General features: G+C 68.1%; 21 protein-coding genes and 2 tRNA genes. 12 read left to right on the top strand and 11 right to left on the bottom strand.

All coding sequences use genetic code 11. From position 1 onward, the window contains the following. A tRNA-Glu gene (locus tag ABFD52_12860) sits at nucleotides 1-73 on the top strand. A 536-nt stretch (nucleotides 74-609) separates the two neighbouring features. Here ABFD52_12860 and ABFD52_12855 read toward each other — a convergent pair. Next, nucleotides 610-681, bottom strand: a tRNA-Val gene (locus ABFD52_12855). 122 nt (nucleotides 682-803) lie between these two features. Between ABFD52_12855 and rplU the strand changes: the two genes are divergently transcribed. The 8 genes from rplU to ABFD52_12815 all read left to right on the top strand — a co-directional run bounded on the left by rplU (nucleotide 804) and on the right by ABFD52_12815 (nucleotide 5,408). Then, nucleotides 804-1,340, top strand: coding sequence for a 50S ribosomal protein L21 (gene rplU / locus ABFD52_12850; GenBank protein ID MEN6561654.1), 537 nt, complete (start codon nucleotides 804-806; stop codon nucleotides 1,338-1,340). A 3-nt stretch (nucleotides 1,341-1,343) separates the two neighbouring features. Then, the gene (gene rpmA, locus ABFD52_12845) at nucleotides 1,344-1,598 is read left to right on the top strand and encodes a 50S ribosomal protein L27 (GenBank protein MEN6561653.1); all 255 of its coding nucleotides are present in this window, start codon (nucleotides 1,344-1,346) and stop codon (nucleotides 1,596-1,598) included. A gap of 18 nt (nucleotides 1,599-1,616) precedes the next feature. Continuing rightward, complete coding sequence (gene obgE, locus ABFD52_12840) at nucleotides 1,617-2,672, top strand: GTPase ObgE (protein ID MEN6561652.1); 1,056 nt, start codon at nucleotides 1,617-1,619, stop codon at nucleotides 2,670-2,672. Beyond that, on the top strand, nucleotides 2,672-3,328 hold the full coding sequence (gene nadD, locus ABFD52_12835) for a nicotinate-nucleotide adenylyltransferase (GenBank protein ID MEN6561651.1): 657 nt from the start codon (nucleotides 2,672-2,674) through the stop codon (nucleotides 3,326-3,328). Before obgE ends, nadD begins: the two co-directional genes overlap by 1 nt. Before the next feature lie 5 nt (nucleotides 3,329-3,333). Next, nucleotides 3,334-3,705, top strand: coding sequence for a ribosome silencing factor (gene rsfS / locus ABFD52_12830; protein MEN6561650.1), 372 nt, complete (start codon nucleotides 3,334-3,336; stop codon nucleotides 3,703-3,705). A 111-nt stretch (nucleotides 3,706-3,816) separates the two neighbouring features. Beyond that, nucleotides 3,817-4,284 (top strand): 23S rRNA (pseudouridine(1915)-N(3))-methyltransferase RlmH, encoded by a 468-nt coding sequence (locus ABFD52_12825; GenBank protein MEN6561649.1) that lies wholly within the window; start codon nucleotides 3,817-3,819, stop codon nucleotides 4,282-4,284. 12 nt (nucleotides 4,285-4,296) lie between these two features. Further along, nucleotides 4,297-4,668, top strand: a complete 372-nt coding sequence (locus ABFD52_12820; protein ID MEN6561648.1) for a TraR/DksA family transcriptional regulator — start codon at nucleotides 4,297-4,299, stop codon at nucleotides 4,666-4,668. Continuing rightward, nucleotides 4,665-5,408: a ComF family protein gene (locus ABFD52_12815; protein ID MEN6561647.1), complete on the top strand. Its 744-nt coding sequence runs from the start codon at nucleotides 4,665-4,667 to the stop codon at nucleotides 5,406-5,408. The genes ABFD52_12820 and ABFD52_12815 overlap by 4 nt, the downstream gene beginning before the upstream one ends. Nucleotides 5,409-5,682: 274 nt before the next feature. Here ABFD52_12815 and ABFD52_12810 read toward each other — a convergent pair whose 3' ends face one another. The 4 genes from ABFD52_12810 to ABFD52_12795 all read right to left on the bottom strand — a co-directional run bounded on the left by ABFD52_12810 (nucleotide 5,683) and on the right by ABFD52_12795 (nucleotide 8,634). Next, complete coding sequence (locus ABFD52_12810) at nucleotides 5,683-6,159, bottom strand: Hsp20/alpha crystallin family protein (GenBank protein MEN6561646.1); 477 nt, start codon at nucleotides 6,157-6,159, stop codon at nucleotides 5,683-5,685. Between the two features lie 137 nt (nucleotides 6,160-6,296). Then, nucleotides 6,297-6,968, bottom strand: a complete 672-nt coding sequence (gene rsmI, locus ABFD52_12805) for a 16S rRNA (cytidine(1402)-2'-O)-methyltransferase (protein MEN6561645.1) — start codon at nucleotides 6,966-6,968, stop codon at nucleotides 6,297-6,299. Nucleotides 6,969-6,971: 3 nt separating this feature from the next. Further along, on the bottom strand, nucleotides 6,972-7,790 hold the full coding sequence (locus ABFD52_12800) for an NAD+ synthase (GenBank protein ID MEN6561644.1): 819 nt from the start codon (nucleotides 7,788-7,790) through the stop codon (nucleotides 6,972-6,974). Beyond that, the gene (locus ABFD52_12795; protein MEN6561643.1) at nucleotides 7,774-8,634 is read right to left on the bottom strand and encodes a nitrilase-related carbon-nitrogen hydrolase; all 861 of its coding nucleotides are present in this window, start codon (nucleotides 8,632-8,634) and stop codon (nucleotides 7,774-7,776) included. The genes ABFD52_12800 and ABFD52_12795 overlap by 17 nt, the downstream gene beginning before the upstream one ends. 104 nt (nucleotides 8,635-8,738) lie before the next feature. Between ABFD52_12795 and ABFD52_12790 the strand changes: the two genes are divergently transcribed. Continuing rightward, on the top strand, nucleotides 8,739-10,196 hold the full coding sequence (locus ABFD52_12790; GenBank protein ID MEN6561642.1) for a DnaJ domain-containing protein: 1,458 nt from the start codon (nucleotides 8,739-8,741) through the stop codon (nucleotides 10,194-10,196). Here ABFD52_12790 and ligA read toward each other — a convergent pair whose 3' ends face one another. After that, a complete protein-coding gene (gene ligA, locus ABFD52_12785; protein MEN6561641.1) occupies nucleotides 10,197-12,206 on the bottom strand; it encodes an NAD-dependent DNA ligase LigA in 2,010 nt (669 codons plus the stop codon). Nucleotides 12,207-12,296: 90 nt separating this feature from the next. Then, the gene (locus ABFD52_12780) at nucleotides 12,297-13,448 is read right to left on the bottom strand and encodes a hypothetical protein (protein MEN6561640.1); all 1,152 of its coding nucleotides are present in this window, start codon (nucleotides 13,446-13,448) and stop codon (nucleotides 12,297-12,299) included. Nucleotides 13,449-13,587: 139 nt separating this feature from the next. Between ABFD52_12780 and murB the strand changes: the two genes are divergently transcribed. After that, a complete protein-coding gene (gene murB / locus ABFD52_12775; protein ID MEN6561639.1) occupies nucleotides 13,588-14,526 on the top strand; it encodes a UDP-N-acetylmuramate dehydrogenase in 939 nt (312 codons plus the stop codon). Here murB and ABFD52_12770 read toward each other — a convergent pair. From ABFD52_12770 to murA, 4 genes are read right to left on the bottom strand one after another with little or no spacing between them, the layout of a single operon-like run. Then, complete coding sequence (locus ABFD52_12770; GenBank protein ID MEN6561638.1) at nucleotides 14,492-15,358, bottom strand: Rossmann-like and DUF2520 domain-containing protein; 867 nt, start codon at nucleotides 15,356-15,358, stop codon at nucleotides 14,492-14,494. The genes murB and ABFD52_12770 overlap by 35 nt on opposite strands. Continuing rightward, nucleotides 15,355-15,831: an NYN domain-containing protein gene (locus ABFD52_12765; protein ID MEN6561637.1), complete on the bottom strand. Its 477-nt coding sequence runs from the start codon at nucleotides 15,829-15,831 to the stop codon at nucleotides 15,355-15,357. The genes ABFD52_12770 and ABFD52_12765 overlap by 4 nt, the downstream gene beginning before the upstream one ends. Before the next feature lie 28 nt (nucleotides 15,832-15,859). Next, nucleotides 15,860-16,216: a histidine triad nucleotide-binding protein gene (locus ABFD52_12760; protein MEN6561636.1), complete on the bottom strand. Its 357-nt coding sequence runs from the start codon at nucleotides 16,214-16,216 to the stop codon at nucleotides 15,860-15,862. Then, nucleotides 16,213-17,475 carry a UDP-N-acetylglucosamine 1-carboxyvinyltransferase gene (gene murA, locus ABFD52_12755; GenBank protein ID MEN6561635.1) on the bottom strand — a complete coding sequence of 421 codons (1,263 nt, stop codon included), beginning with the start codon at nucleotides 17,473-17,475 and terminating at the stop codon, nucleotides 16,213-16,215. The genes ABFD52_12760 and murA overlap by 4 nt, the downstream gene beginning before the upstream one ends. Before the next feature lie 158 nt (nucleotides 17,476-17,633). Here murA and ABFD52_12750 point away from each other — a divergent pair, with 158 nt between their 5' ends. Next, on the top strand, nucleotides 17,634-19,055 hold the full coding sequence (locus tag ABFD52_12750) for an aldehyde dehydrogenase family protein (GenBank protein MEN6561634.1): 1,422 nt from the start codon (nucleotides 17,634-17,636) through the stop codon (nucleotides 19,053-19,055). The last annotated feature ends 1 nt before the right edge of the window (nucleotide 19,056 follow it).

Below are 19,056 nucleotides of genomic sequence, written 5' to 3'. Positions count from 1 at the left end.
GCCCCTGTCGTCTAGAGGCCCAGGACACCGCCCTTTCAAGGCAGCAACACGGGTTCGAATCCCGTCGGGGGCGCTTTTCCTCTGTTGAATCCGGAAAGTCCCTCTCTCCGGCTATGCTCGGGAATCACCTCTGGCTCCCCGGCCCCGGGAACCGGTTACACGGTTCCCCCCGCTTCGCGGGTCCCCTCTCCAGCACGGGGATCTGCGAGGTGAATTCCCTCACCGCCTCGAGAGGGACTGCCGGAAACGGGACAGGAGGTCAGCGGCCGCGACGGAGGAGAAAGGTCTCTGACCTCCGCTCGCGTCGCTAAAAGCCAAGAAACACCTTGATCCCGATATTTCGCAGAAGTCCAGCTTCGAGTCGCTCAGCTGGACTTCTGCCGCCTCCGCTCGCTTCGCAAAACCAGATGGCAACAGGCTATCAGGCAGACGACTTTATCAAGATATTTCGCAGGAACCCGCCTTCGTGACGCTCAGGCGGGTTTCTGCCGCCTCCGCTCGCGTCGCTAAAAGCCAAGAAACACCTTGATCCCGATATTTCGCAGAAGTCCAGCTTCGAGTCGCTCAGCTGGACTTCTGCCGCCTCCGCTCGCTTCGCTCGCTACGGGATGGGCGGTGCAGGGATCGAACCTGCGACCCTCGGCTTGTAAAACCGACGCTCTGCCGCTGAGCTAACCGCCCGCGGACGCCCCAAGGGTAGAGAATCGGCCCGGGCCTGTCAAGGCGCGCTAATTTGACTTAAAACCGGTCCTATGTTAAATTTGCTGTTCCTTTTTCGTATCTCCTCCGAAGGGTAGGTCGACATGCACGCTGTGATCCTGACGGGCGGCAAGCAATACCGCGTCAAGGAAGGGGACGTCCTGGCCGTCGAGAAGCTCGATCTCGAGCCGGGGCGGAAGGCCCAATTCGAGCGCGTCCTCCTCATCGAGGACGGCGGCACGGTCCAGGTCGGGACCCCGGTTCTCGACAACGCCATGGTCCTTGGCCTGGTCCTCGAGAATTTCAAGGACGAGAAGGTCCTGGTCTTCAAGAAGAAGAGAAGGAAACAGTTCCGCCGGACCCGCGGCCACCGGCAGCAGCTGACCAAGGTCCGCATCACCCGGATCGCGGCGGACCGGTCCGTCGTCACGGCCGCGGACCTGGCCGAAGAGAAGATCATCCCGGTCGAAAAGCCCGCCCCGGCGCCCAAGCCGAAGGCGGACGCGCAGAAGCCGGCCGCGGCGGCCGAGAAGCCCGCCAAGGCGGCGGCCAAGGCCAAGCCGGCCAAGAAGGAAGCGGCCAAGCCGAAAGCCGAAAAGAAGGCGGCCCCGGCCAAGCCCAAGAAAGCCAGCAAGGAGTAAGCCATGGCCCATAAGAAAGCCGGCGGAGCCGGAAAGAACGGCCGCGACAGCGCGGGAAAGAGGCTCGGCGTCAAACGCCATGGCGGCCAGAAGGTCAACGCCGGGTCCATCATCATCCGTCAGCGGGGCACCCCCATCAAGCCCGGCCTCAACGTCGGCCGGGCCAAGGACGACACCCTTTTCGCCACGGTCACGGGAACGGTCCAGTTCTCCGACAAGGGCCGCAAGGGGAAGATCGTCACCGTCGTGCCCGCCTGAGGACAAGCGGCGCCGCCGTTGTTCGTTGACCAGGTCACCGTCACGTTGAAGGCCGGCCGCGGCGGCGACGGCTGCGTCAGCTTCCGCCGCGAAGCCCGGGTGCCGAAAGGCGGCCCGGACGGCGGCCATGGCGGGGACGGGGGCAGCATCGTCCTGACCGCCGACGAGAACATCAGCTCGCTGGCCTATTTCCGTTTCCACCCCATCATCAAGGCCAAGAACGGCGCGCCCGGCGAGGGTGGCAACCGGCAGGGCAAGCGCGGCTCCGAGGTCCGCCTCGGCGTGCCCGTCGGCACCGTGATACGGGAGGCCGACGGCGGCGCGGTCCTCGCCGACCTGGACGTCCACGGCCGGTCCTGCGTCGTGGCCCGCGGCGGCCGGGGCGGGCGGGGCAACGCCTCGTACGCGACGCCGACGCACCAGACGCCGCGCGAGTGGCAGCCCGGCCGGCCCGGCGAGGAGAAGGAGCTCTTCCTCGAGCTCAAGCTCATCGCCGATGTCGGCCTGATCGGCTTCCCCAACGCCGGGAAATCTACGCTCATCTCCCGCATCTCCGCGGCCAGGCCGGTCATCGCCGACTACCCGTTCACGACCCTGACGCCCAATCTCGGCGTCGTCGATATCGGCGAGTACCGCTCGTTCATCGTCGCCGACGTCCCCGGGCTGATCGAGGGGGCCAACCGGGGCCAGGGCCTGGGCATACGCTTCCTGCGCCACATCGAGCGGACCAAGCTGCTCATCCATATCGTCGACGTCTCGCCCTATTCGGGGCGGGACCCGGTCGAGGACTTCAAGGTCATCATGAAGGAGCTCGAGGCCTTCTCGCCAGCGGTCGCGGCCCGGCCCCAGATCCTGGCCGCCAACAAGGTCGATCTGCTCGGGGACGACGCGTCGCGCCTGGCCCGGCTGCGGCGCCTGGCCGCCCGCCGGAAGATCCCGTTCTTCGCCGTCTCGGCGCTCAAGGAGGAGGGCCTGAAGCCCCTGGTCGAGGCCGCGGCCCGGAAGCTGGCGGAGCTCGAGGCGGCGCCCGGGACCGGGGAGCCCGGGGCCAAGGGACCGGAGGGACGGCCCTGATGGAGACGATCGGCCTCTTTGGGGGCACCTTCGATCCCATCCACTGCGGCCATCTGAAGGCCGCGTCGGAGGTCCGCCGGCGGACGCGGCTCGGCCGCATCCTCTTCATCCCGTCCTATCTGCCGCCGCACAAGGCGGCGGGCGGGGCGGCCTCGCCGGCCGACCGCCTGCGGATGGTCGAGATCGCCGTCCGGCGCCGGGCCGGATTCGAGGCTTCGCCGCTCGAGGTCGAGGCGCGCGGCCGGTCCTACTCCATCCTGACCCTGCGCCAGGTCCGCCGCCTCAACTCCGGGGCCCGGCTGTTCTTCATCCTCGGGGTCGACGCCTTCCTCGACATCGGGACGTGGCACGAGTACGAGAAGGTCCTCCAGGAGTGCTTTTTCCTGGTGATGGCCCGGCCCGGCTTCGATCTCGAGCGGGCCCGGGACGTCCTCGGCGGCCGCCTCCGCAGCGGGATTGGGCCCCTGGCCGGGGCGGGACCGCTGGACGGCGCCGCCCCGCCGCGCTGCCGGGTCCTGCTCGTCCCGATCCCGGCCCTCGACGTGTCGTCGACGGAGGTCCGGGAGCGGGTCCGCCGCGGCCGGCCCCTGGACGGGTTCGTGCCGCCGGCCGTCGCCGCCTACATCCGCGAACATAAACTCTACAGAGGTCGATAGGAGCCATGGCCGAAGAAAAGAAAAAACGGTTCACCAAGAGGAGCCTGCCCGCGCCGGTGCGCGCCGCCGTCGAGGCCGCCCTGGGCCGGAAGGCCGAGGGCCTCTGCGCCCTCGACCTGCGCGAGCTCTCGTCGTTCACCGACTTCTTCGTCATCGCCCACGGGAACTCGTCCCGCCAGAACGCGGCCATCGCCGAGGCCGTCGAGCAGGCCCTCAAGCCGTCCGGCTACCGGCCCCTGGGCGTCGAAGGGCGCGATGCGGCCGACTGGATCCTCGTCGATTACGGTTCGTTCGTCGTCCACGTCTTTTCCCGGGCGGCGCGGGACCGCTACGGCCTCGAGCAGCTCTGGGGCGACGCGCCCCGCCTCGAATTCTAGTTGCGGCGTTCCCGGGGCCCGTTCGCGCCCGATCTCGCGGGCCCGTGACGGCGGAAATAGGGGGTTGACAAGCCAGGAACGAATCGCTATTGTCTAAAGGCGTTTTCGGCGATGCGCCTGAAACTTCTCTGGCCCGGCAAGACGAAGAATCCCGAGTTGCGGGGGTTGCAGGGCTTTTACGAGGCGCGCATCAGGTCCCTCGCGACGCTCGAGGTCATCGAGACGCGCGAGAGCAGGGGGCTGGGGGAAAAGCACGCCGAAAAGATCAAGGACCTTGAAGCGCGCAGCCTCGAACGCCATCTCGACGGCGCGTACGTGATCTGTCTCGACGATCGCGGCCGGGAGATGTCGTCGGCGGAATTCGCCCGCTTCCTCCGCGGCCGGGAGAGAGAGTCGGGAACGCCGCTGGCCTTCGTCGTCGGCGGCTTCCTCGGGCTCGCGGACCGCATCGTGGAGAGGGCGGACATGAGATTGTCACTGTCGCGGCTGACCTTCTCGCACGAACTGGCGCGCGTTGTTCTGCTCGAGCAGATCTACCGGGCCCTGACCATCGTCGGGGGCCGGCATTATGCCAAATGAAGGGATTGTCCGATGCCTCGTAAGCTGAACAAGAAAGAGAAAGACGAGTTCCGGGCCAAGCTCCGCGCGAGGAAGGAGAGCATCACCCGAAAGCTCACCGATACCATCAGCGAGAGCAAGGAGATGGAGTCCAATGTCGCCCAGGACTTGGTCGACAAGGCGGAAACCTCTTATACCAAGGAATTCCTGCTGAGCCTGTCGGACGGCGACCGGGAGCAGCTCCTGCTCATCGACGAGGCCCTCAAGCGGCTCGATCACGGCGATTTCGGGATCTGCCAGGTCTGCGGCAAGGACATCGGCATGAAGAGGCTCGAAGCCATCCCCTGGACGCCCTACTGCATCGACGACCAGGAAAAGGCCGAAAAAGAACGCGAAATGCCGTGACCCCGTCGCTCCGGACCCGGGCGGCCTGGCTGGCCCGGCTGGCCGAGCTGCTGTTCTTCCCCTCATTCTGCCGTCTCTGCCATGAACCTCTCGATCGCCCCGGGGAAAAGGTCGTCTGCGCCGCCTGCCTGGAGAAGCTGGGTCCGCGCCGGGGCCCCGTTTGCCCCCGTTGCGGGCGGTTCCTCCAGGACGGACCGGAAGATCATCTCTGTGCCCGGTGCCTGGGGCAGGCGCCGGCCTTCTCGCGGCACCGGTCCTGCGGCGCCTACGGCGGGACCCTCAAGGACGTCATCCTCCTCTTCAAGTACAGGCGCTGCGCGCCGCTCAGCCGGCCGCTGGCCCGCTACGCCGAGGTCTGCCTCGGCTCGGACGGGCCGCTCTGGCTGGACGCCGAGGCCCTCGTCCCCGTGCCCCTTCACCCGGCCCGGCGGCGCGAGCGGGGCTTCAACCAGGCCCGCCTGCTGGCCCGCGACCTGGCCGCCCTCCGGGGCATCGACGTCGTCGCGGGGGCGCTCGTCAAGACCCGGAACGTCCCGGCCCAGGCCGGCCTAAGGGCCGGCGACCGCGAGAGGAACGTCCGCGGCGTCTACGCCGTCCGGCGGCCCGACCGGGTCAGGGGCCGAACGCTGGTGCTGATCGACGACGTCACCACGACCGGAGCGACCATCCGGGAATGCGCCAGAGTGCTGAAGGAGGCCGGGGCCAAGGAAGTCAGGGCCATTACCCTGGCCCAGGCATAAGAAAGGTTCTTCTCCAGGTTCCGGGAAGCGCCTCTCTCCGGCTTTGCTCGGGATATGCCTCTTGCTCCCCGGCCGGCCCGGAGCGGACTCTGGGGAGCGGAGGTCAGAAGCATGGCTCCGAGTCGCTCCGCCATGCTTCTGATGGTCGCTTCGAGGGCTTCGCTCCCTGCCGTACATCCCTCGCCGCCTCGGAGGTTTCTCGGAAATGGGAGAAGAATAAAAAAAGGCGGCCCCGCGGGTAGCGGGAGCCGCCTGGCGAGAGGATGCGAACCAGTTACTTCTTGGGTTTCTCGGCCTGCGCCTGGACGGGCGTCACGATCTTGACCTTGCGGGGCTTGAGCTCGGACCGCTTCGGCAAGTGGATCTTGAGGACGCCGTTCTCCTGCTCGGCCTCGATCTTGTCCTGATCGACATAGCTGGGCAGGGCGAAGGAGCGGTAGAACGAGCCGTAGGACCGCTCGACACGGTGGTAATTCTCTTCCTTGGTCTCCTTCTCGAACTTGCGCTCGCCGCGAAGGGTCAGGTTGTTGTCCTCGACCTTGATCTCGACGTCTTTAGCGTCGACGCCGGGGATCTCGGCGCTGAGGACGACCTCGTTCTCGGTCTCATAAATGTCGACCGAAGGGGCCCAGGCGTGGGCCATGAGGTCCTTTTCCTCGCCCTTGGACACCGACATGTCCTCGAAAAGCCGGTTCATCCTGTCCCTGAGGGTTCCCATATCCCTGTAGGGATCCCATCTGATAATAGCCATCTGAAGCCTCCTCGTTATATCTTAGTGTGACACCAATATAATATCTTAGTGCTATTTTGTCAAGTATTGGAAAAAAATATTCTTCGGGCTTGCTTATATTGGGAAAAAGGGGAAATCGAGGGATAGCCTGGTCTTCTTCAGGCGCCGTCGACCAGAACCGTGGCTTCGCCCCTGGGGGGCCGGGGGCCTGCCGCCGCGGCCAGCTCGGCGGCGGAGCCTCTCAGGAACTCCTCATGGATCTTGGTCAGCTCCCGGGCCACGACCACCCGCCTGTCCCCGAGGACTTCGATGACCGCCGCCAGGAATTCTGGCAGCCGCCGGGTCGGGAGATAGAAGACGAGCGTGGCCTCTTCGCGCGCCAGCCCTTCGAGGAGCTTGCGCAGCCCGGCGGCCTTCGGGGGAGGAAAGCCGGCGAAAAGGAAGCGGTGCGTGGGCAGTCCGGCCGCGGACAGGGCCGCCGTCACGGCCGAAGGGCCCGGGATGGGCACGACCTGGAGCCCCTTTTTGAGGGCTTCGCGGATCAGCGGGAAGCCGGGATCGGAGATGCCCGGCGTGCCGGCGTCGGAGACGAGCGCGACGTCGCGGCCGGCCTCGAGCAGCCCGATGATCTCCGGGATGCGCCGGCCCTCGCGCGGCTGGAAATAGCTGATCAGCGGCTTCTTGATGCCGTAGCGGTTCAGTATCTTGACCGTCTGCCGGGTGTCTTCGCAGGCGATGGCCGCGACCTCGCCGAGGACGCGAAGGGCCCTCAGCGTGATGTCCTCGAGGTTGCCGATGGGCGTTCCGACGACGAAAAGGCGGCCGGGCACGGGCTATCTCCCCCGATCGTAGGGATAGAGGAAATCGTGGCCCACTGAGCGCGTCGAAAGCTTGGCGATCGGCGGCAGGAGCCGCTTGAACTGAGAGCCCCGGACCCGCCGCAGGACGCGGTCGACGGCGGCCGCCGAGTGCCCGGCCGCGATGATCTCCCGGCGGGCCTGGCGGCCCTCGACGAGGGCATAGAGGATGTCGTCGATCTCGTCGTAGGCCAGGCCGATGTCGCCCTCGTCCGTCTGGCCGGGCCAGAGGCCGGCCGTCGGGGCCTTGCGCCGGATCGCGGCCGGGATGCGCAGGTGGGTGGCCAGTTCCCGGACCTGCGTTTTGTAGAGGTCGCCCATGGGGTTGATGGCGCAGGCCATGTCGCCGTAGATCGTGCCGTAGCCGAGGAGGAGCTCGGTCTTGTTGCTTGTCCCCAGGACGAGCCCGCCGTCGCGGGCCGAGTGGTCGTAGAGGATGGACATGCGCTCGCGGGCCATCTTGTTGCCCTTGCGTACCCGGCTCGCCCCCGGATGCGCGGCGAAGTAGATGTCGATCTGCGGGGTGATATCGATCGTCTCGGACCGGATGCCGAGGCGGCGGGCCAGGGCGGCCGCGTCGCGGACATCCCCCTGGAAGGCCCGGCCGTAGGGCATGATCAGGCCGAGGACATTGTCCGGGCCGAGGGCCCGGGCGGCCAGGGCGGCGCAGACCGCGGAGTCGAGCCCGCCGGAGAGGCCGACGAGGCCCCGGCCGCAGCCGCACCGGCCGAACTCGTCCCGGATGAACCGGACCAGGACCTTTTCGACGAAGGACGGATTAATCTTCGGAGGCACGGACTATCCTTTCGAGCGATCGCCAGACCGCTTCGGGCTTCTCGTCCCGCTTGAAAAGCCAGGTCCGGCGGGCCCTGGCCACGGCGGCGGGATCGACGGAACAGAAGACCAGGTCGGGATCGACGGACGAGGCCCGGACGACGAGCCGGCCGCCGGGCGCGAAGACGAACGAGCCGCCGGCGAACGTGACGCCGTCCTCGCTGCCGGCCCGGTTGGCGTAGACGACGTAGGCCGTCGAGAAGAAGGACACGGCCTCGCCCATGAGCTCCCACATCCGGCCGGTCTCGAAGGCGTCGCCGCCTCCGACGCCGCGGCCCGGGGCGGCCGAGATGCAGATGATAACCTCGGCCCCGGCGGCGTAGTGGGCGTAGCTCGAGCCGAGCTGGAGGAAATCGCGGCAGACCAGGAGCCCGGCCCGGCCGAACGGCGCGTCGAAGGCCCGGAAGTCGCGCCCCTGAGCGAAGAACTTGGCTTCCTCGAACATGCCGCCGGTCGGCAAGAAGACCTTGCGATGGACGTGGACGATCCGGCCGCCGGAGATGAAGGCCGCGGCATTGTAAAAGAGCCCCCGCTCGGACGGGCTCTCCTGGACGAAGCCGACGACGGCCGAGATCCCCTTGGTCCGGGCCGCGAGGCGGCGGAAGCGGGGGTCGGCGGCCGGGTCCAGGGCGACCTCCTCGACCAGGTCCTTGAGGGTGTAGCCGGTCAGGCTGAGCTCGGGGAAGACGACGAGCCCGGCCTTTTGCCTTTTCGCCTTCTCCAGGACGTCCAGGTGGAGGTCGAGGTTGGCCTCGACGTCCCCGAGCTTGGGCGCGATCTGCGCGATGGCGATCTTCATGGGCATTAATTAACACAATCCCCCGGCCCGTTCAAACGCGGCCCTTTTCCCCGATGTTGAAATCTCCGGACGTCTGGACTATAGTTGGGCCTTCCGGAATCTGGAGGGCCATGAGCCACATCGCCGTCGAACTGCGGGACGTCTTCTTCGAGAAGAAGACCGGGCGCCTGGTCTATCGGCGCGGCGACATCCTCAAGTATTTCTTCTTCGAGAAGGGCGCGATCGCCCAGGTCAAGACGAACCAGCCGGACGAGCGCCTGGGCGAGATCCTGTTCAAGCTCGAGCGCATCCCCAAGGAAGCCCACGCCAAGCTCGATCAGTACATCGAGCCCGGCAAGAACATCGGCGAGGTCCTCAAGACCCAGGGCGTGATCTCCGAAGAGGACCTGGCCGAGGCGCTGGGCCATCAGATCCGCGAAAGCGTCCTCAATGCCTTCGGCTTCTTCGACGCCGAGCTCGAATTCCAGCCCCACGAGAGCTTCGGCGCCGCGGTCCCCGAGTCGCAGGTCAGCGTGCCCCTGCTCATCGAGTACGGCATCCGCCGCATGCAGGCCCATCCGCTCCTGCAGGCCTTCCTGGCCAACCGGACGCCGGCGCTCGGCCGCAAGACCTACGCCTATCTGCTGACCATCGAGGAGAAGGAGATCCTGGAGAAGATCAACGGCGCCGACACCGCGGAGGTTATCCTCAAGTCGCTGACGATGCCGCCCGACCAGTTCTGGAAGAGCCTGTACCTGTTCTACTGCCTCGGCATCGTCGATTTCGAGGGCGAGGCCTCCTCCCGGGCCAGGCTGGACGTCAAGGAGCGCATCAAGCCGCCGAGCCAGGCCCACGAGGACGTCCCGCGGGAGATCGCCGAGGTCCTGAGCCTGCGCGATACCCTGCCGGCGATGACTCTCTACCAGATCCTGGACGTCCCCAAGACGGCCACGGAAGAGGACATCAAGAAGGCCTATTTCCAGCTGGCCCGCCGCTTCCATCCCGACCGTTTCGACCGCGGCATCGCGGCCCGGTTCAAGTCCCAGATCCACGAGGTCTTCGACGGCATCAACAACGCCTACCGGGTCCTGAGCAACAAGGACTCCCGGCGGGCCTACGACGCCAAGTCCGGCCCGGTCGCCGCCCAGGAGGACGCCCAGGACGTCCTGCGCAAGGCGGACACGAAGTTCCGCCAGGGCAAGACCCTTCACGGCCAGGCGCGCTACGACGAGGCCGTGGCCTATCTCGAGGAAGCCGTCCGGATGCGCCGGGACAAGGCCGATTATTACCTCCTGCTGGCCATGTGCGAAGCCCGGCTGCCGGCCTACGTCAGGAAGGCCGAGCAGGATTTCCTCAAAGCCATCGAGCTCGAGCCCTGGAACCCCGAGGCCTACGTCGGGCTGGGACTGCTCTACAAGGCCGAGGGATTGCAGACCAAGGCCCTCAAGCAGCTCGAGAAGGCCGTCTCAGTCGACCCCGACCATGCCACCGCCCGGGAGGCCCTCGACGACCTGGCCGGGCGCCGGTCCAAGGGGCCGAAGAGCATCTTCAAGCTTGACCTGTTCGGCTCGAAGAAGAAAAAGAAGTAGCTAGGCCTCGCGGCCGACGAGCTCCCGGAATTCCTTCTCGCCGACGATCCTCACGCCGAGCTCCCGGGCCCGGTCGAGCTTGGAGCCCGGCGATTCCCCCACGATCAGGGCGGTTGTCTTCCGCGTCACGGAGGACCCGACCTCCGCGCCCCGGGCCTCGAGGAGATCGCGCGCCTCGTCGCGGCTGAGGCCGGCCAGCGCGCCGGTGATGACGAAGACCTGGCCGGCCAGGGGCCTGGGCCCGGCCGCCGCGGCCGCCGTGCGGTCGGCGACGCCGGCCCGGCGGAGCCGGTCGATGAGCTCGCGGTTCTCCGGCTGGGCGAAGAAGAAGAGGACGCTTTCGGCCACCTTGGGCCCGACGTCCTCGACCTGGACGAGATCGTCCGGGCCGGCCTTCTCCAGGGCCGCGAGCGACCCGAAGCGCGCGGCCAGCGTCTGGGCCAGCCGCTCCCCGACGTGCCGGATGCCCAGGGCGAAAAGGAGCCGGGCCAGGCCGCGCGATTTCGAGGCCTCGATCTCGTCGAGGAGGTTCCCGGCGCTCTTGGCCCCCAGGCGCTCGAGGGCGGCCAGCTTGTCGAGCTCCAGGCCGTATAGATCGGGGATGGAGCGGACGAGCTTCGATGCCAGGAGCTGGTCGACGACGGCCTCCCCCAGCCCGTTGATGTCCATGGCCCGCCGCCCGGCGAAGTGGAGGATCGATTCCCTGATCCGGGCCGGGCACGACGCGTTCTCGCAGCGCGAGATGACCTCGCCCTCGGGCTTGAAGACCTTCGAGCCGCAGACGGGGCAGCGCCTGGGCCAGGCGAACCGCCTGGCGCCGCGGGGCCGCCGGTCCATCATCACCGAGACGACCTGGGGGATGACGTCGCCGCTCCGCTCGATGAGGACGTGATCGCCGACCCGGATGTCCTTGCGCCGCAGCTCTTCCTCGTTGTGAAGGGTCGAGCGGCTGATGGTCACCCCGGCCAGCTTGACCGGCTCGAGAACGGCCACGGGCGTCAGGGCGCCGGTGCGGCCGACCTGGACGACGATGTCGTTGACCCGGGTCGTGGCCTGCCGGGCCGGGAACTTGTAGGCGAAGGCCCAGCGCGGCGACTTGGCCGTCGCCCCCAGGTCCCGGCGCTCGTCCGCGTCGTCGACCTTGATGACGACGCCGTCGGCGTCGAAATCGAGCGTGTCCCGCTTGGCCGTCCATTCCCGGTAATAGGCGAGGACGTCGTCGATCGTCCGGCACAGGCGCGAGTGGGGGTTGGTCGGGAAGCCGAGCTCCTTCAGCTTGAGCAGGGAGCCCCACTGGGTCGGCTCCTCGCGGCCGTCGATGAACAGGTAATAGAGAAAGGCCCGGAGGTTCCGGCCGGCGACCAGCCGCGGATCGAGGAGGCGGACGGACCCGGCCGCCGCATTGCGGGTGTTGGCGAACAGCGGCTCGCCGGCCTCCTCGCGGTCCCGGTTGAGGGCCTGGAAGGACTTGAAGGGGAGATAGATCTCGCCGCGGGCCTCGACCTCGCCGGGGGCGTCGATGGCCAGGGGCAGGGAGCGGATGGTCCGGACGTTGGCGGTCACGTCGTCGCCGCGGACGCCGTCGCCCCGGGTGACGGCCTGGGCCAGCTTACCGCCGCGATAGACGAGGGCGATGCCGAGGCCGTCGATCTTGAGCTCGGCCGTGTAGGCGACGGTCCGCCCCGGGAGCAGCTTGCGGACGCGCTCGTCGAACTCGCGGAGGTCGTCCTCGCCGTAGCCGTTGTCGATGCTCATCATCGGCGTCCGGTGGACGACCGTGGCGAAGCCCTCGACGGGCTTTTCGCCGACCCGCTGGGTCGGGGACTCCGGCGTCACCAGCTCGGGGAAGCGGGCCTCGAGGCCGCGGAGCTCGCCGACGAGCCGGTCGAACTCCTCGTCGGAGATCTGGGGGTCGTTGTCGACGTAGTACTTCCGCTCGTGGTAAACGATCTGGCGGCGGAGCGCTTCGGCCCGGGCGCGCTCCCTGGGCCCGGCGGGAGAGGAGGACACCTGAACCCTCCTTCTATCGATGACTCTCCGCCGCCGGCCCCGGGCGGGGCCGGGACGGCGGACGTCGCGGACCGGTCGGGCGCTTGCGCCCTACTTGCCCATCCTGGACTTGACCTGGGCGACGAGGGCGTTGAACTTGGCCAGGACGTCCTTCTGGCTGGCCTGGATCTGGGCGATGGCCTGGTTCTCGGCTTCGATGTTGCCGTTGAGAGTCTTGAGCAGCCGCTTGTCGCTCTCCGAGAGATCATCCTCGGTCTTGCCCGAGAACTTCTGGTCGATCGTCTTGTTGAACTCCTCGACGGCCTTCTTGTGCTCCTCGATCTTGGCGTAGCTCGAGGCCAGGTCCTTGTCCTGGCCGACGAAGAGGTTCTGGGCCATGCCGAAGAAGTTCTTCTGCTGGGCCGGGATGAGCAGCCCGGCCTCGATGTTGGCGGTCACGGCCTCCATCGTCTTGGACGGATCGGTCTTGACCTGGGCGTTGAGGAGGACGGCGATGTTCTGGGCCAGCGAAGCGGTCCTTTTCCTGGCGTATCCTTCCTTGTAGATGGCCAGGGCCTCGCCGACCTTGCCCTGCTTGTAGAGGGTCTGGCCGAGGAGCGCGGCGCTTTCCGGGCCCTGGTCGGAGGCGTAGAACTGCCGGAAGACCTGCTCGGCCTCGGCGAACTTGCCGTTCTTGTACAGGGACCCGGCCAGGCCGTTGAGAAGCTTGGAGATGTTCGGGTCCTTGTAAGTGCCGTAGGCCTTGATGTAATACTCCGCGGCCTTGCCGACGTTGCCGGACTTCTCGGCGAACTGGCCGATCATGACCAGGCCGGCGGCCTGGAGCTGGCCGGAGAGCTTGGCGTCGCTCAGGCCCTTGCCGTAATCGATGAGCTTCTGGGCCGCGGCGTCGGCCTTGTCGGCCTGCCCGGCCTTGTTGTAGAGGGCCGGGATGGTGGCCAGGAGCTGCATCTTGGTCCCGTTGTCGAGGCCTTCCATGGTCAGGGCCTTCTCGCCGGCCGCAGCGGCCTTGGCCGGATCGGTCGAGGCGCAGGGCGTCAGGCAGTAATAGGCATGGGCCCAATGCTCGTTGGTCGTGCCCTGCCCGGCGTACTTGGCCAGATAGGCCTCGAGGGCCTTGGCCTTCTGGCAGTTATCCGAAAGCTGCATGGCCGTGAGGTAATCCTGGTCCGCGCTCTGCGCGGCGGCCAATCCGACGAGGACGAGAACCAAGGTCACGGTCGTGAACAGTGTCCTTTTCATTGCTAACCTCGCACAAAAAATTGCCCGAATGATATTCCCCATTCGCGGTCTTTGTCAATAAGCGGCTGGGAGCGTCGGCGCACGCCTGAATTATAGCAAAAAATATGCCAGCAAGGGGGACTGGGGTATAATATCGGCCATGGACCCGAAATCGGCCCTCAGGCGGGCCTTTCTAGAGAAGCTGGGCCCGGCCCTGTCCGAGAACGTGCCTCTCTCGGCCATGTCCAGTTTCGGCATCGGCGGCCCGGCCGACCTCTTTATCGAGGCCAGGACGGAAGCCGAGCTCGAAACGGCCGTTTCCCTGGCGGTCTCCTGGAAATATCCTTTCTACGTGATCGGCGGGGGGAACAACATCCTTTTCGACGACGCCGGCTACAGGGGGCTCATCGTCCGCAACCGCCTGGAGGGCGTCTCTCGGGGCGAAGGCCGGCTGACGGTTCTTTCCGGGACGGGCCTGCCCTGCGTCCTGCGCGAGGCCCTCGGGGCCTCCCTGACCGGCCTCGAGTTCCTGGCCGGGATCCCCGGGACCGTGGGCGGCGCCGTTTACGGGAACGCGGGCGCCTACGGCTCGAGCATCGGCGACGCGGTCGAGACGGCGGTCGTCCTCAGGCCGGGAGGCGAACGGAAGACCCTGGCCAGGGCGGACCTCGGCTTCGGCTACCGGGATTCGGCCCTCAAGAAGGCCTCCGGCATCGTCCTCTCGGCGACCCTGTTGTGTTCTCCTGGGGACGCCCGGGGATCCGAGGCCAGGATCAGGGATATACTGGAAAAGCGGCGGGTCAAGCATCCGCCCCTTGGCACGGCCTGCGCCGGCAGCTACTTCAAGAATTTTTGCCCCGCTTCCGGGGAGCGGGTCGCCGCCGGGCAGCTCCTCGAACGGGCCGGCGCCCGCGGCCTGTCGGTCGGGGACGCGGCGGTCTACGAGGGCCACTGCAATTTCATCGTCAACAGGGGGAACGCCCGGGCCGCCGACGTCCTGGCCCTGGCCGCCGAGCTCAAGGACAGGGTCGAGCGGATATCCGGCATCCGGCTCGAGGAAGAGGTCATCTATCTTCGAGCAGACGCCTCATTGCTCTGACCCGCCCGGGCGGCAAGCCCCTTTTCGCGGCCAGGCTGAGGATCCTCCCGCCCAGGACGGCATAGACCTCTCTTTCCCGTGGCGCCCCCTTGAGGGCTTCCAGGTGCCGGCGCACCGTCTTCAGGTCCCCCCTTAGGATCGGCCCGGTCAGGGCCTTTTCCAGGCCAAGCGATTTTACGTTCTGTAAAGTTCCTTGCAGGAGGGGAGCGAGGGTCGCGGCGGCGGCCTCGGCGTCGAGCCCCGTCCGCTCGAGCAGCCCGGCGGCCGTCGACTCCAGGGCGACGAGGGCGTTGGACGCGAGGACGCAGGCGGCGTGGTAGAGGGCCTTGTCCCCGGCCGCGACGAGGAGGACGCGGCCGCGGAGCGCGCGCACGATCGTCTCCGCGGCCTCGACCGCCGCGGCGCCGCCTTCGACCCCCCAGGTGATCCCGGCGAAGACCGACGCGGGCAGGTCTTTGCGGGGAAAGGCCTGGACGGGATGCAGGGAGGCCGCGCTGGCGCCGCGCCGGGCCAGGGGGCCGAGGACTGAGGACGGCAGGAGCCCGCTCGTATGCAGGACGACCCGGCCGGCCCACGGCCCGCCCGCGCGGGCGAGGGAGGCGGCGGCGCGGCCGACGGCGTCGTCGGGCACGGCGATGATGACCAGGCCCCTGGCCGCGGCCGCCGCGGCGAGCGAGGCGGAAACCCGGCCCCGGCCGATGATGCGCCGGCTCTCGCGGGCCGCCCGGACGTCCCGGTCGGCGACGACCTCGAGCTCCCAGCCGCGCCGGACCAGGGCCGCGGCCAGCGACGTTCCCAGCCGGCCCGCCCCCACGATGGAGAACTTCTTCATGGCTTGGTCCTGAACATCTCGTCCCACAGATCGATCTCGAGATCCGTCGGCGTTTCCGTCCGCTTGTCGAGCTCGCGCCGCTTCCTGCCTTCCTTGAGGGCCGTCTTGAGCTCGCGGGCGAAGACGTCCGAGGTCACGGCGACCAGTCCCTTTTTCTTGGCCGCCTCGCGGATGTCCCGGTCGGAGCTGACGACGAAGAAGCGACGACGGTCGGCCTGGGCGGCGATCATGTCCAGGATGACGTCGTCGGCGCTGCGGCCCTCGCCGGGATAATGGATGACGAACTTCGGGTTGACGGCGATGTCGGTCGGCGTCGTCTCGGGGTTGCCGTCGAAGACGAGATGGATGCGGGCCCGGGTGACGCGCTGGTAGGCCAGGAGCCGGGCGACGAGGCCCTCGCGGCCCGAGCGTTCGCGCAGCTCGTGCGGAGCGATGCGGCCGAGGAGATTGTTGCCGTCGATGAGATAGGCCATGGCGCGCCGCCGTCCGGGCCTCCGCCCGTCACCCCGGGGGCCAGCCGAGGGATCGCCCGCCGAGGATGTGGAAATGGATGTGGAAGACCGATTGGCCGGCCTCCGCTCCCGTGTTGAGGACGATCCGGTAGCCCTTCCCGGAGACGCCCTTGTCGCGGGCGATCGTCCGGGCCCGCAGCAGGATCTCGCCGAGGAGAGCCTGCCGCTCCCCGGGGATGTCGTCGAGCGAGGAGAAGTGCTCCTTGGGGATGACCAGGAAGTGGACCGGCGCCTGAGGCCGGACGTCCTCGAAGGCTAAGACGCGGTCGTCCTCGAACAGGACCTTGGCCGGAATCTCGCCCCGGACGATGCGGCAGAAGAGGCAGCCGGAGGCGGAGGCGCTCACGGCCCGAGCCTCTCGATCGAGGCCCCGAGGCCGCGGAGCTTCTCCTCGATCCGCTCGTAGCCGCGGTCCAGGTGCTCGATCTCGGTCACGGTCGTCTCGCCGGAGGCGACGAGCCCCGCCAGGACGAGGGCGGCGGAGGCCCGCAGGTCCGTGGCCACCACCTCGGCCCCGGAGAGCGGGGTCCGGCCCTTGACGACGGCCTTGTCGCCCTGGACCTCGATCGAGGCGCCGAGGCGGACGAGCTCGTTGACGTGGGAGAAGCGGCGGTCGAAGATGGTCTCGGTGATGATCGAGGTGCCGGGGGCCTGGGTCAGGAGGACCATGAACTGGGCCTGCATGTCGGTCGGGAAGCCGGGATAGGGCGAGGTGGTGATGTCCTGGGGCCGGACCTCGGCTGCGCCGACGACGCGGAGGGCGTCCTCGCCCTCGGGCTCGATCGCGGCCCCCGAGGCCCGGAGCTTGTCGATGACGCTCTCGACGTGCCCGGCGACGGCGCCGCGGATGAGGAGGTCGCCGCGGGTCAGGGCCCCGGCGACGAGGAAGGTGCCGGTCTCGATGCGGTCGGGGATGATGGCGTGCTCCGCCCCGCCGAGCTCCCGGACGCCGTGGATGCGGGCGGTGTCCGCTTCGGGCCAGTCGATCCTGGCGCCCATCTTGTTGAGCAGCACGGCCAGGTCCGTGACCTCGGGCTCGCGGGCGCAGTTGCGCAGGATGGTCTCGCCCTTGGCCAGGGCGGCGGCCATGAGCAGGTTCTCCGTGCCCGTGACCGTCTTCTTCTCGAACTCGATCTCGGCGCCGTGCAGGCGGCCGGCCTCGGCCCGGATGTAGCCGTGCTCGAGGGAGATGGCCGCGCCGAGCTTCTGCAGCCCGGCGATGTGGAGGTTGACCGGGCGCGAGCCGATGGCGCAGCCGCCGGGCAGGGCCACGACGGCCTTGCCGAAGCGGGCCGTGAGCGGGCCGAGCACGAGCACGGAGGCGCGCATGGCCCGAACGAGCTCGTAGGAGGCCTCGTCCGAGCCGAGCCGCGGCACGCGCAGCGCGACCGCGTCGCCGGCGGAGCGGTGCGAGCCGCCGAGATCGTCGACGAGCGTCAGCATGGTCTCGACGTCCCGGACCCGGGGCACGTTGGTGAGCCGGACCTCCTCGCTCGTCAGCAGCGAGGCGGCGATGGCCGGCAGGACGGCGTTCTTGGCCCCGCTCATGCGGACCTCGCCCTTGAGCCGGAGGCCGTGGTTGCCGCGGATGACGAGCTTGGCCATCGGGCCGATTGTAAAGGATGCGCCGGGGGAATTCAACCGGCCGCGCGGAGGGGGGCGGGGATCCTTGACAGCCCCCGCGGCTGCCGGTAGTATTCCTCCTTGTCCGGGGCCTCCGGCCTCGCTCCGGAGGTCCATTCGTTGAGGCGAGGAGGGCGACCATGAAGATGCTCCTGGGCGGCGAGTGGGTGGACCGCGAGAAGAAGATCGAGGTCCGGGATCCCTTCGACAACTCCCTGGTCGACACGGTGCCGCGCGGCGGCGCGGCCGACGTGGACAAGGCCATCGCCGCGGCGGCCGAGGGCTTCGAGGTCTCGCGGAAGATGAGCGTCTACGACCGGGCCCAGATCCTGTTCAAGACGGCCCGGATCGTGGAAAGCCGCCTCGACGATTTCGCCACGACGATCGCGCGGGAGGGCTCGAAGACCATCCGCGAGGCCCGCAAGGAAGCCCGGCGCTGCGTCAACACCCTGACGGCCTCGGCCGAGGAGTCCAAGCGCATCCAGGGCGAGACCATCCCCTTCAGCTCGTTCCCGGGCGGCGAGAAGCGGCGCGGCTATTACGAGCGCGTGCCCATCGGCATCGTCCTGGCCATCACGCCCTTCAACGACCCTCTGAACCTGGTCGCCCACAAGCTGGGCCCGGCCGTCGCGGCCGGCAATTCCGTCGTGCTCAAGCCGGCCACGGTCACGCCGCTGTCGGGGGTCAAGCTGGTCCAGGCCTTCATGGAAGCCGGCCTGCCGCCGCTCGTCATGCAGGTCATCACCGGCTACGGGGGCGAGATCGGCGACGCGATGGTGGCCGACCCGCGGCCGCGCATGATCTCGTTCACGGGCGGCGTCGAGGCGGGGCTGCGCATCACCAAGCTCGCCGGCCTGAAGAAGATCGGCATGGAGCTCGGCTCCAATTCGCCGGTCATCGTCTGGAAGGACGCCGACCTGGAGTGGGCGGCCGAGACCTGCGTCTCCGGCGCCTTCTGGGCCGCCGGCCAGAACTGCATCGGCGTCCAGCGCATCTACGTCCACCGGGACGTCTACGAGCCTTTCAAGAAGCGCTTCGTGGACATCACCAGGGGCTACAAGATCGGCGACAAGCTCAAGGAAGAGACGGACATGGGCCCGATGATCACGGAGGGCGAGGCCCAGCGGCTCGAAGGCTGGGTCCGGGAGGCGGAGAAGGCCGGGGCCAGGGTCCTGGCGGGCGGACGGCGCACGGGCGCCCTCCTCGAGCCGACCGTTCTCGAGGGCGTGCCGAAGACGGCCAAGGTCCATGCCGAAGAGGTCTTCGGCCCGACCGTCAACCTCTACCCGGTGGACGACGCCGACCAGGCCCTGGCCGAGGCCAACAGCATCGACTACGGCCTTCACGCCGCCCTGTTCACCCGGGACGTCGACATGGCCTTCAAGCTGGCCTACGGCCTGGATTGCGGCGGGGTCATGATCAACGACTCGACCGATTACCGGCTGGATTCCATGCCCTTCGGGGGCATCAAGAGCTCCGGCCTCGGCCGCGAGGGCATCAAGTTCTCCCTCCAGGAGATGACCGAGCCCAAGGTCATCTGCTGGTACCTGCCGAAGTCCTGAG

It is taken from the genome of Acidobacteriota bacterium, assembly GCA_039683095.1.
Taxonomy (GTDB): Bacteria; Acidobacteriota; Aminicenantia; order Aminicenantales; family Saccharicenantaceae; genus RBG-16-66-30.
Note: the sequence above shows the minus strand (reverse complement) of the source record. Positions and strands in the feature narration are given on the sequence as shown.

What these genes read in the sequence shown, in the direction of transcription:
- rplU (MEN6561654.1), top strand. Translation starts at nt 804, where the DNA reads ATGCACGCTGTGATCCTGACGGGCGGCAAGCAATACCGCGTCAAGGAA.
- rpmA (MEN6561653.1), top strand. Translation starts at nt 1,344, where the DNA reads ATGGCCCATAAGAAAGCCGGCGGAGCCGGAAAGAACGGCCGCGACAGC.
- ABFD52_12825 (MEN6561649.1), top strand. Translation starts at nt 3,817, where the DNA reads ATGCGCCTGAAACTTCTCTGGCCCGGCAAGACGAAGAATCCCGAGTTG.
- ABFD52_12810 (MEN6561646.1), bottom strand. Translation starts at nt 6,159, where the DNA reads ATGGCTATTATCAGATGGGATCCCTACAGGGATATGGGAACCCTCAGG.
- ABFD52_12750 (MEN6561634.1), top strand. Translation starts at nt 17,634, where the DNA reads ATGAAGATGCTCCTGGGCGGCGAGTGGGTGGACCGCGAGAAGAAGATC.
- murA (MEN6561635.1), bottom strand. Translation starts at nt 17,475, where the DNA reads ATGGCCAAGCTCGTCATCCGCGGCAACCACGGCCTCCGGCTCAAGGGC.
- ABFD52_12780 (MEN6561640.1), bottom strand. Translation starts at nt 13,448, where the DNA reads ATGAAAAGGACACTGTTCACGACCGTGACCTTGGTTCTCGTCCTCGTC.
- nadD (MEN6561651.1), top strand. Translation starts at nt 2,672, where the DNA reads ATGGAGACGATCGGCCTCTTTGGGGGCACCTTCGATCCCATCCACTGC.
- rsfS (MEN6561650.1), top strand. Translation starts at nt 3,334, where the DNA reads ATGGCCGAAGAAAAGAAAAAACGGTTCACCAAGAGGAGCCTGCCCGCG.
- ABFD52_12820 (MEN6561648.1), top strand. Translation starts at nt 4,297, where the DNA reads ATGCCTCGTAAGCTGAACAAGAAAGAGAAAGACGAGTTCCGGGCCAAG.
- ABFD52_12765 (MEN6561637.1), bottom strand. Translation starts at nt 15,831, where the DNA reads ATGGCCTATCTCATCGACGGCAACAATCTCCTCGGCCGCATCGCTCCG.
- murB (MEN6561639.1), top strand. Translation starts at nt 13,588, where the DNA reads ATGGACCCGAAATCGGCCCTCAGGCGGGCCTTTCTAGAGAAGCTGGGC.
- ABFD52_12770 (MEN6561638.1), bottom strand. Translation starts at nt 15,358, where the DNA reads ATGAAGAAGTTCTCCATCGTGGGGGCGGGCCGGCTGGGAACGTCGCTG.
- ABFD52_12795 (MEN6561643.1), bottom strand. Translation starts at nt 8,634, where the DNA reads ATGCCCATGAAGATCGCCATCGCGCAGATCGCGCCCAAGCTCGGGGAC.
- ABFD52_12790 (MEN6561642.1), top strand. Translation starts at nt 8,739, where the DNA reads ATGAGCCACATCGCCGTCGAACTGCGGGACGTCTTCTTCGAGAAGAAG.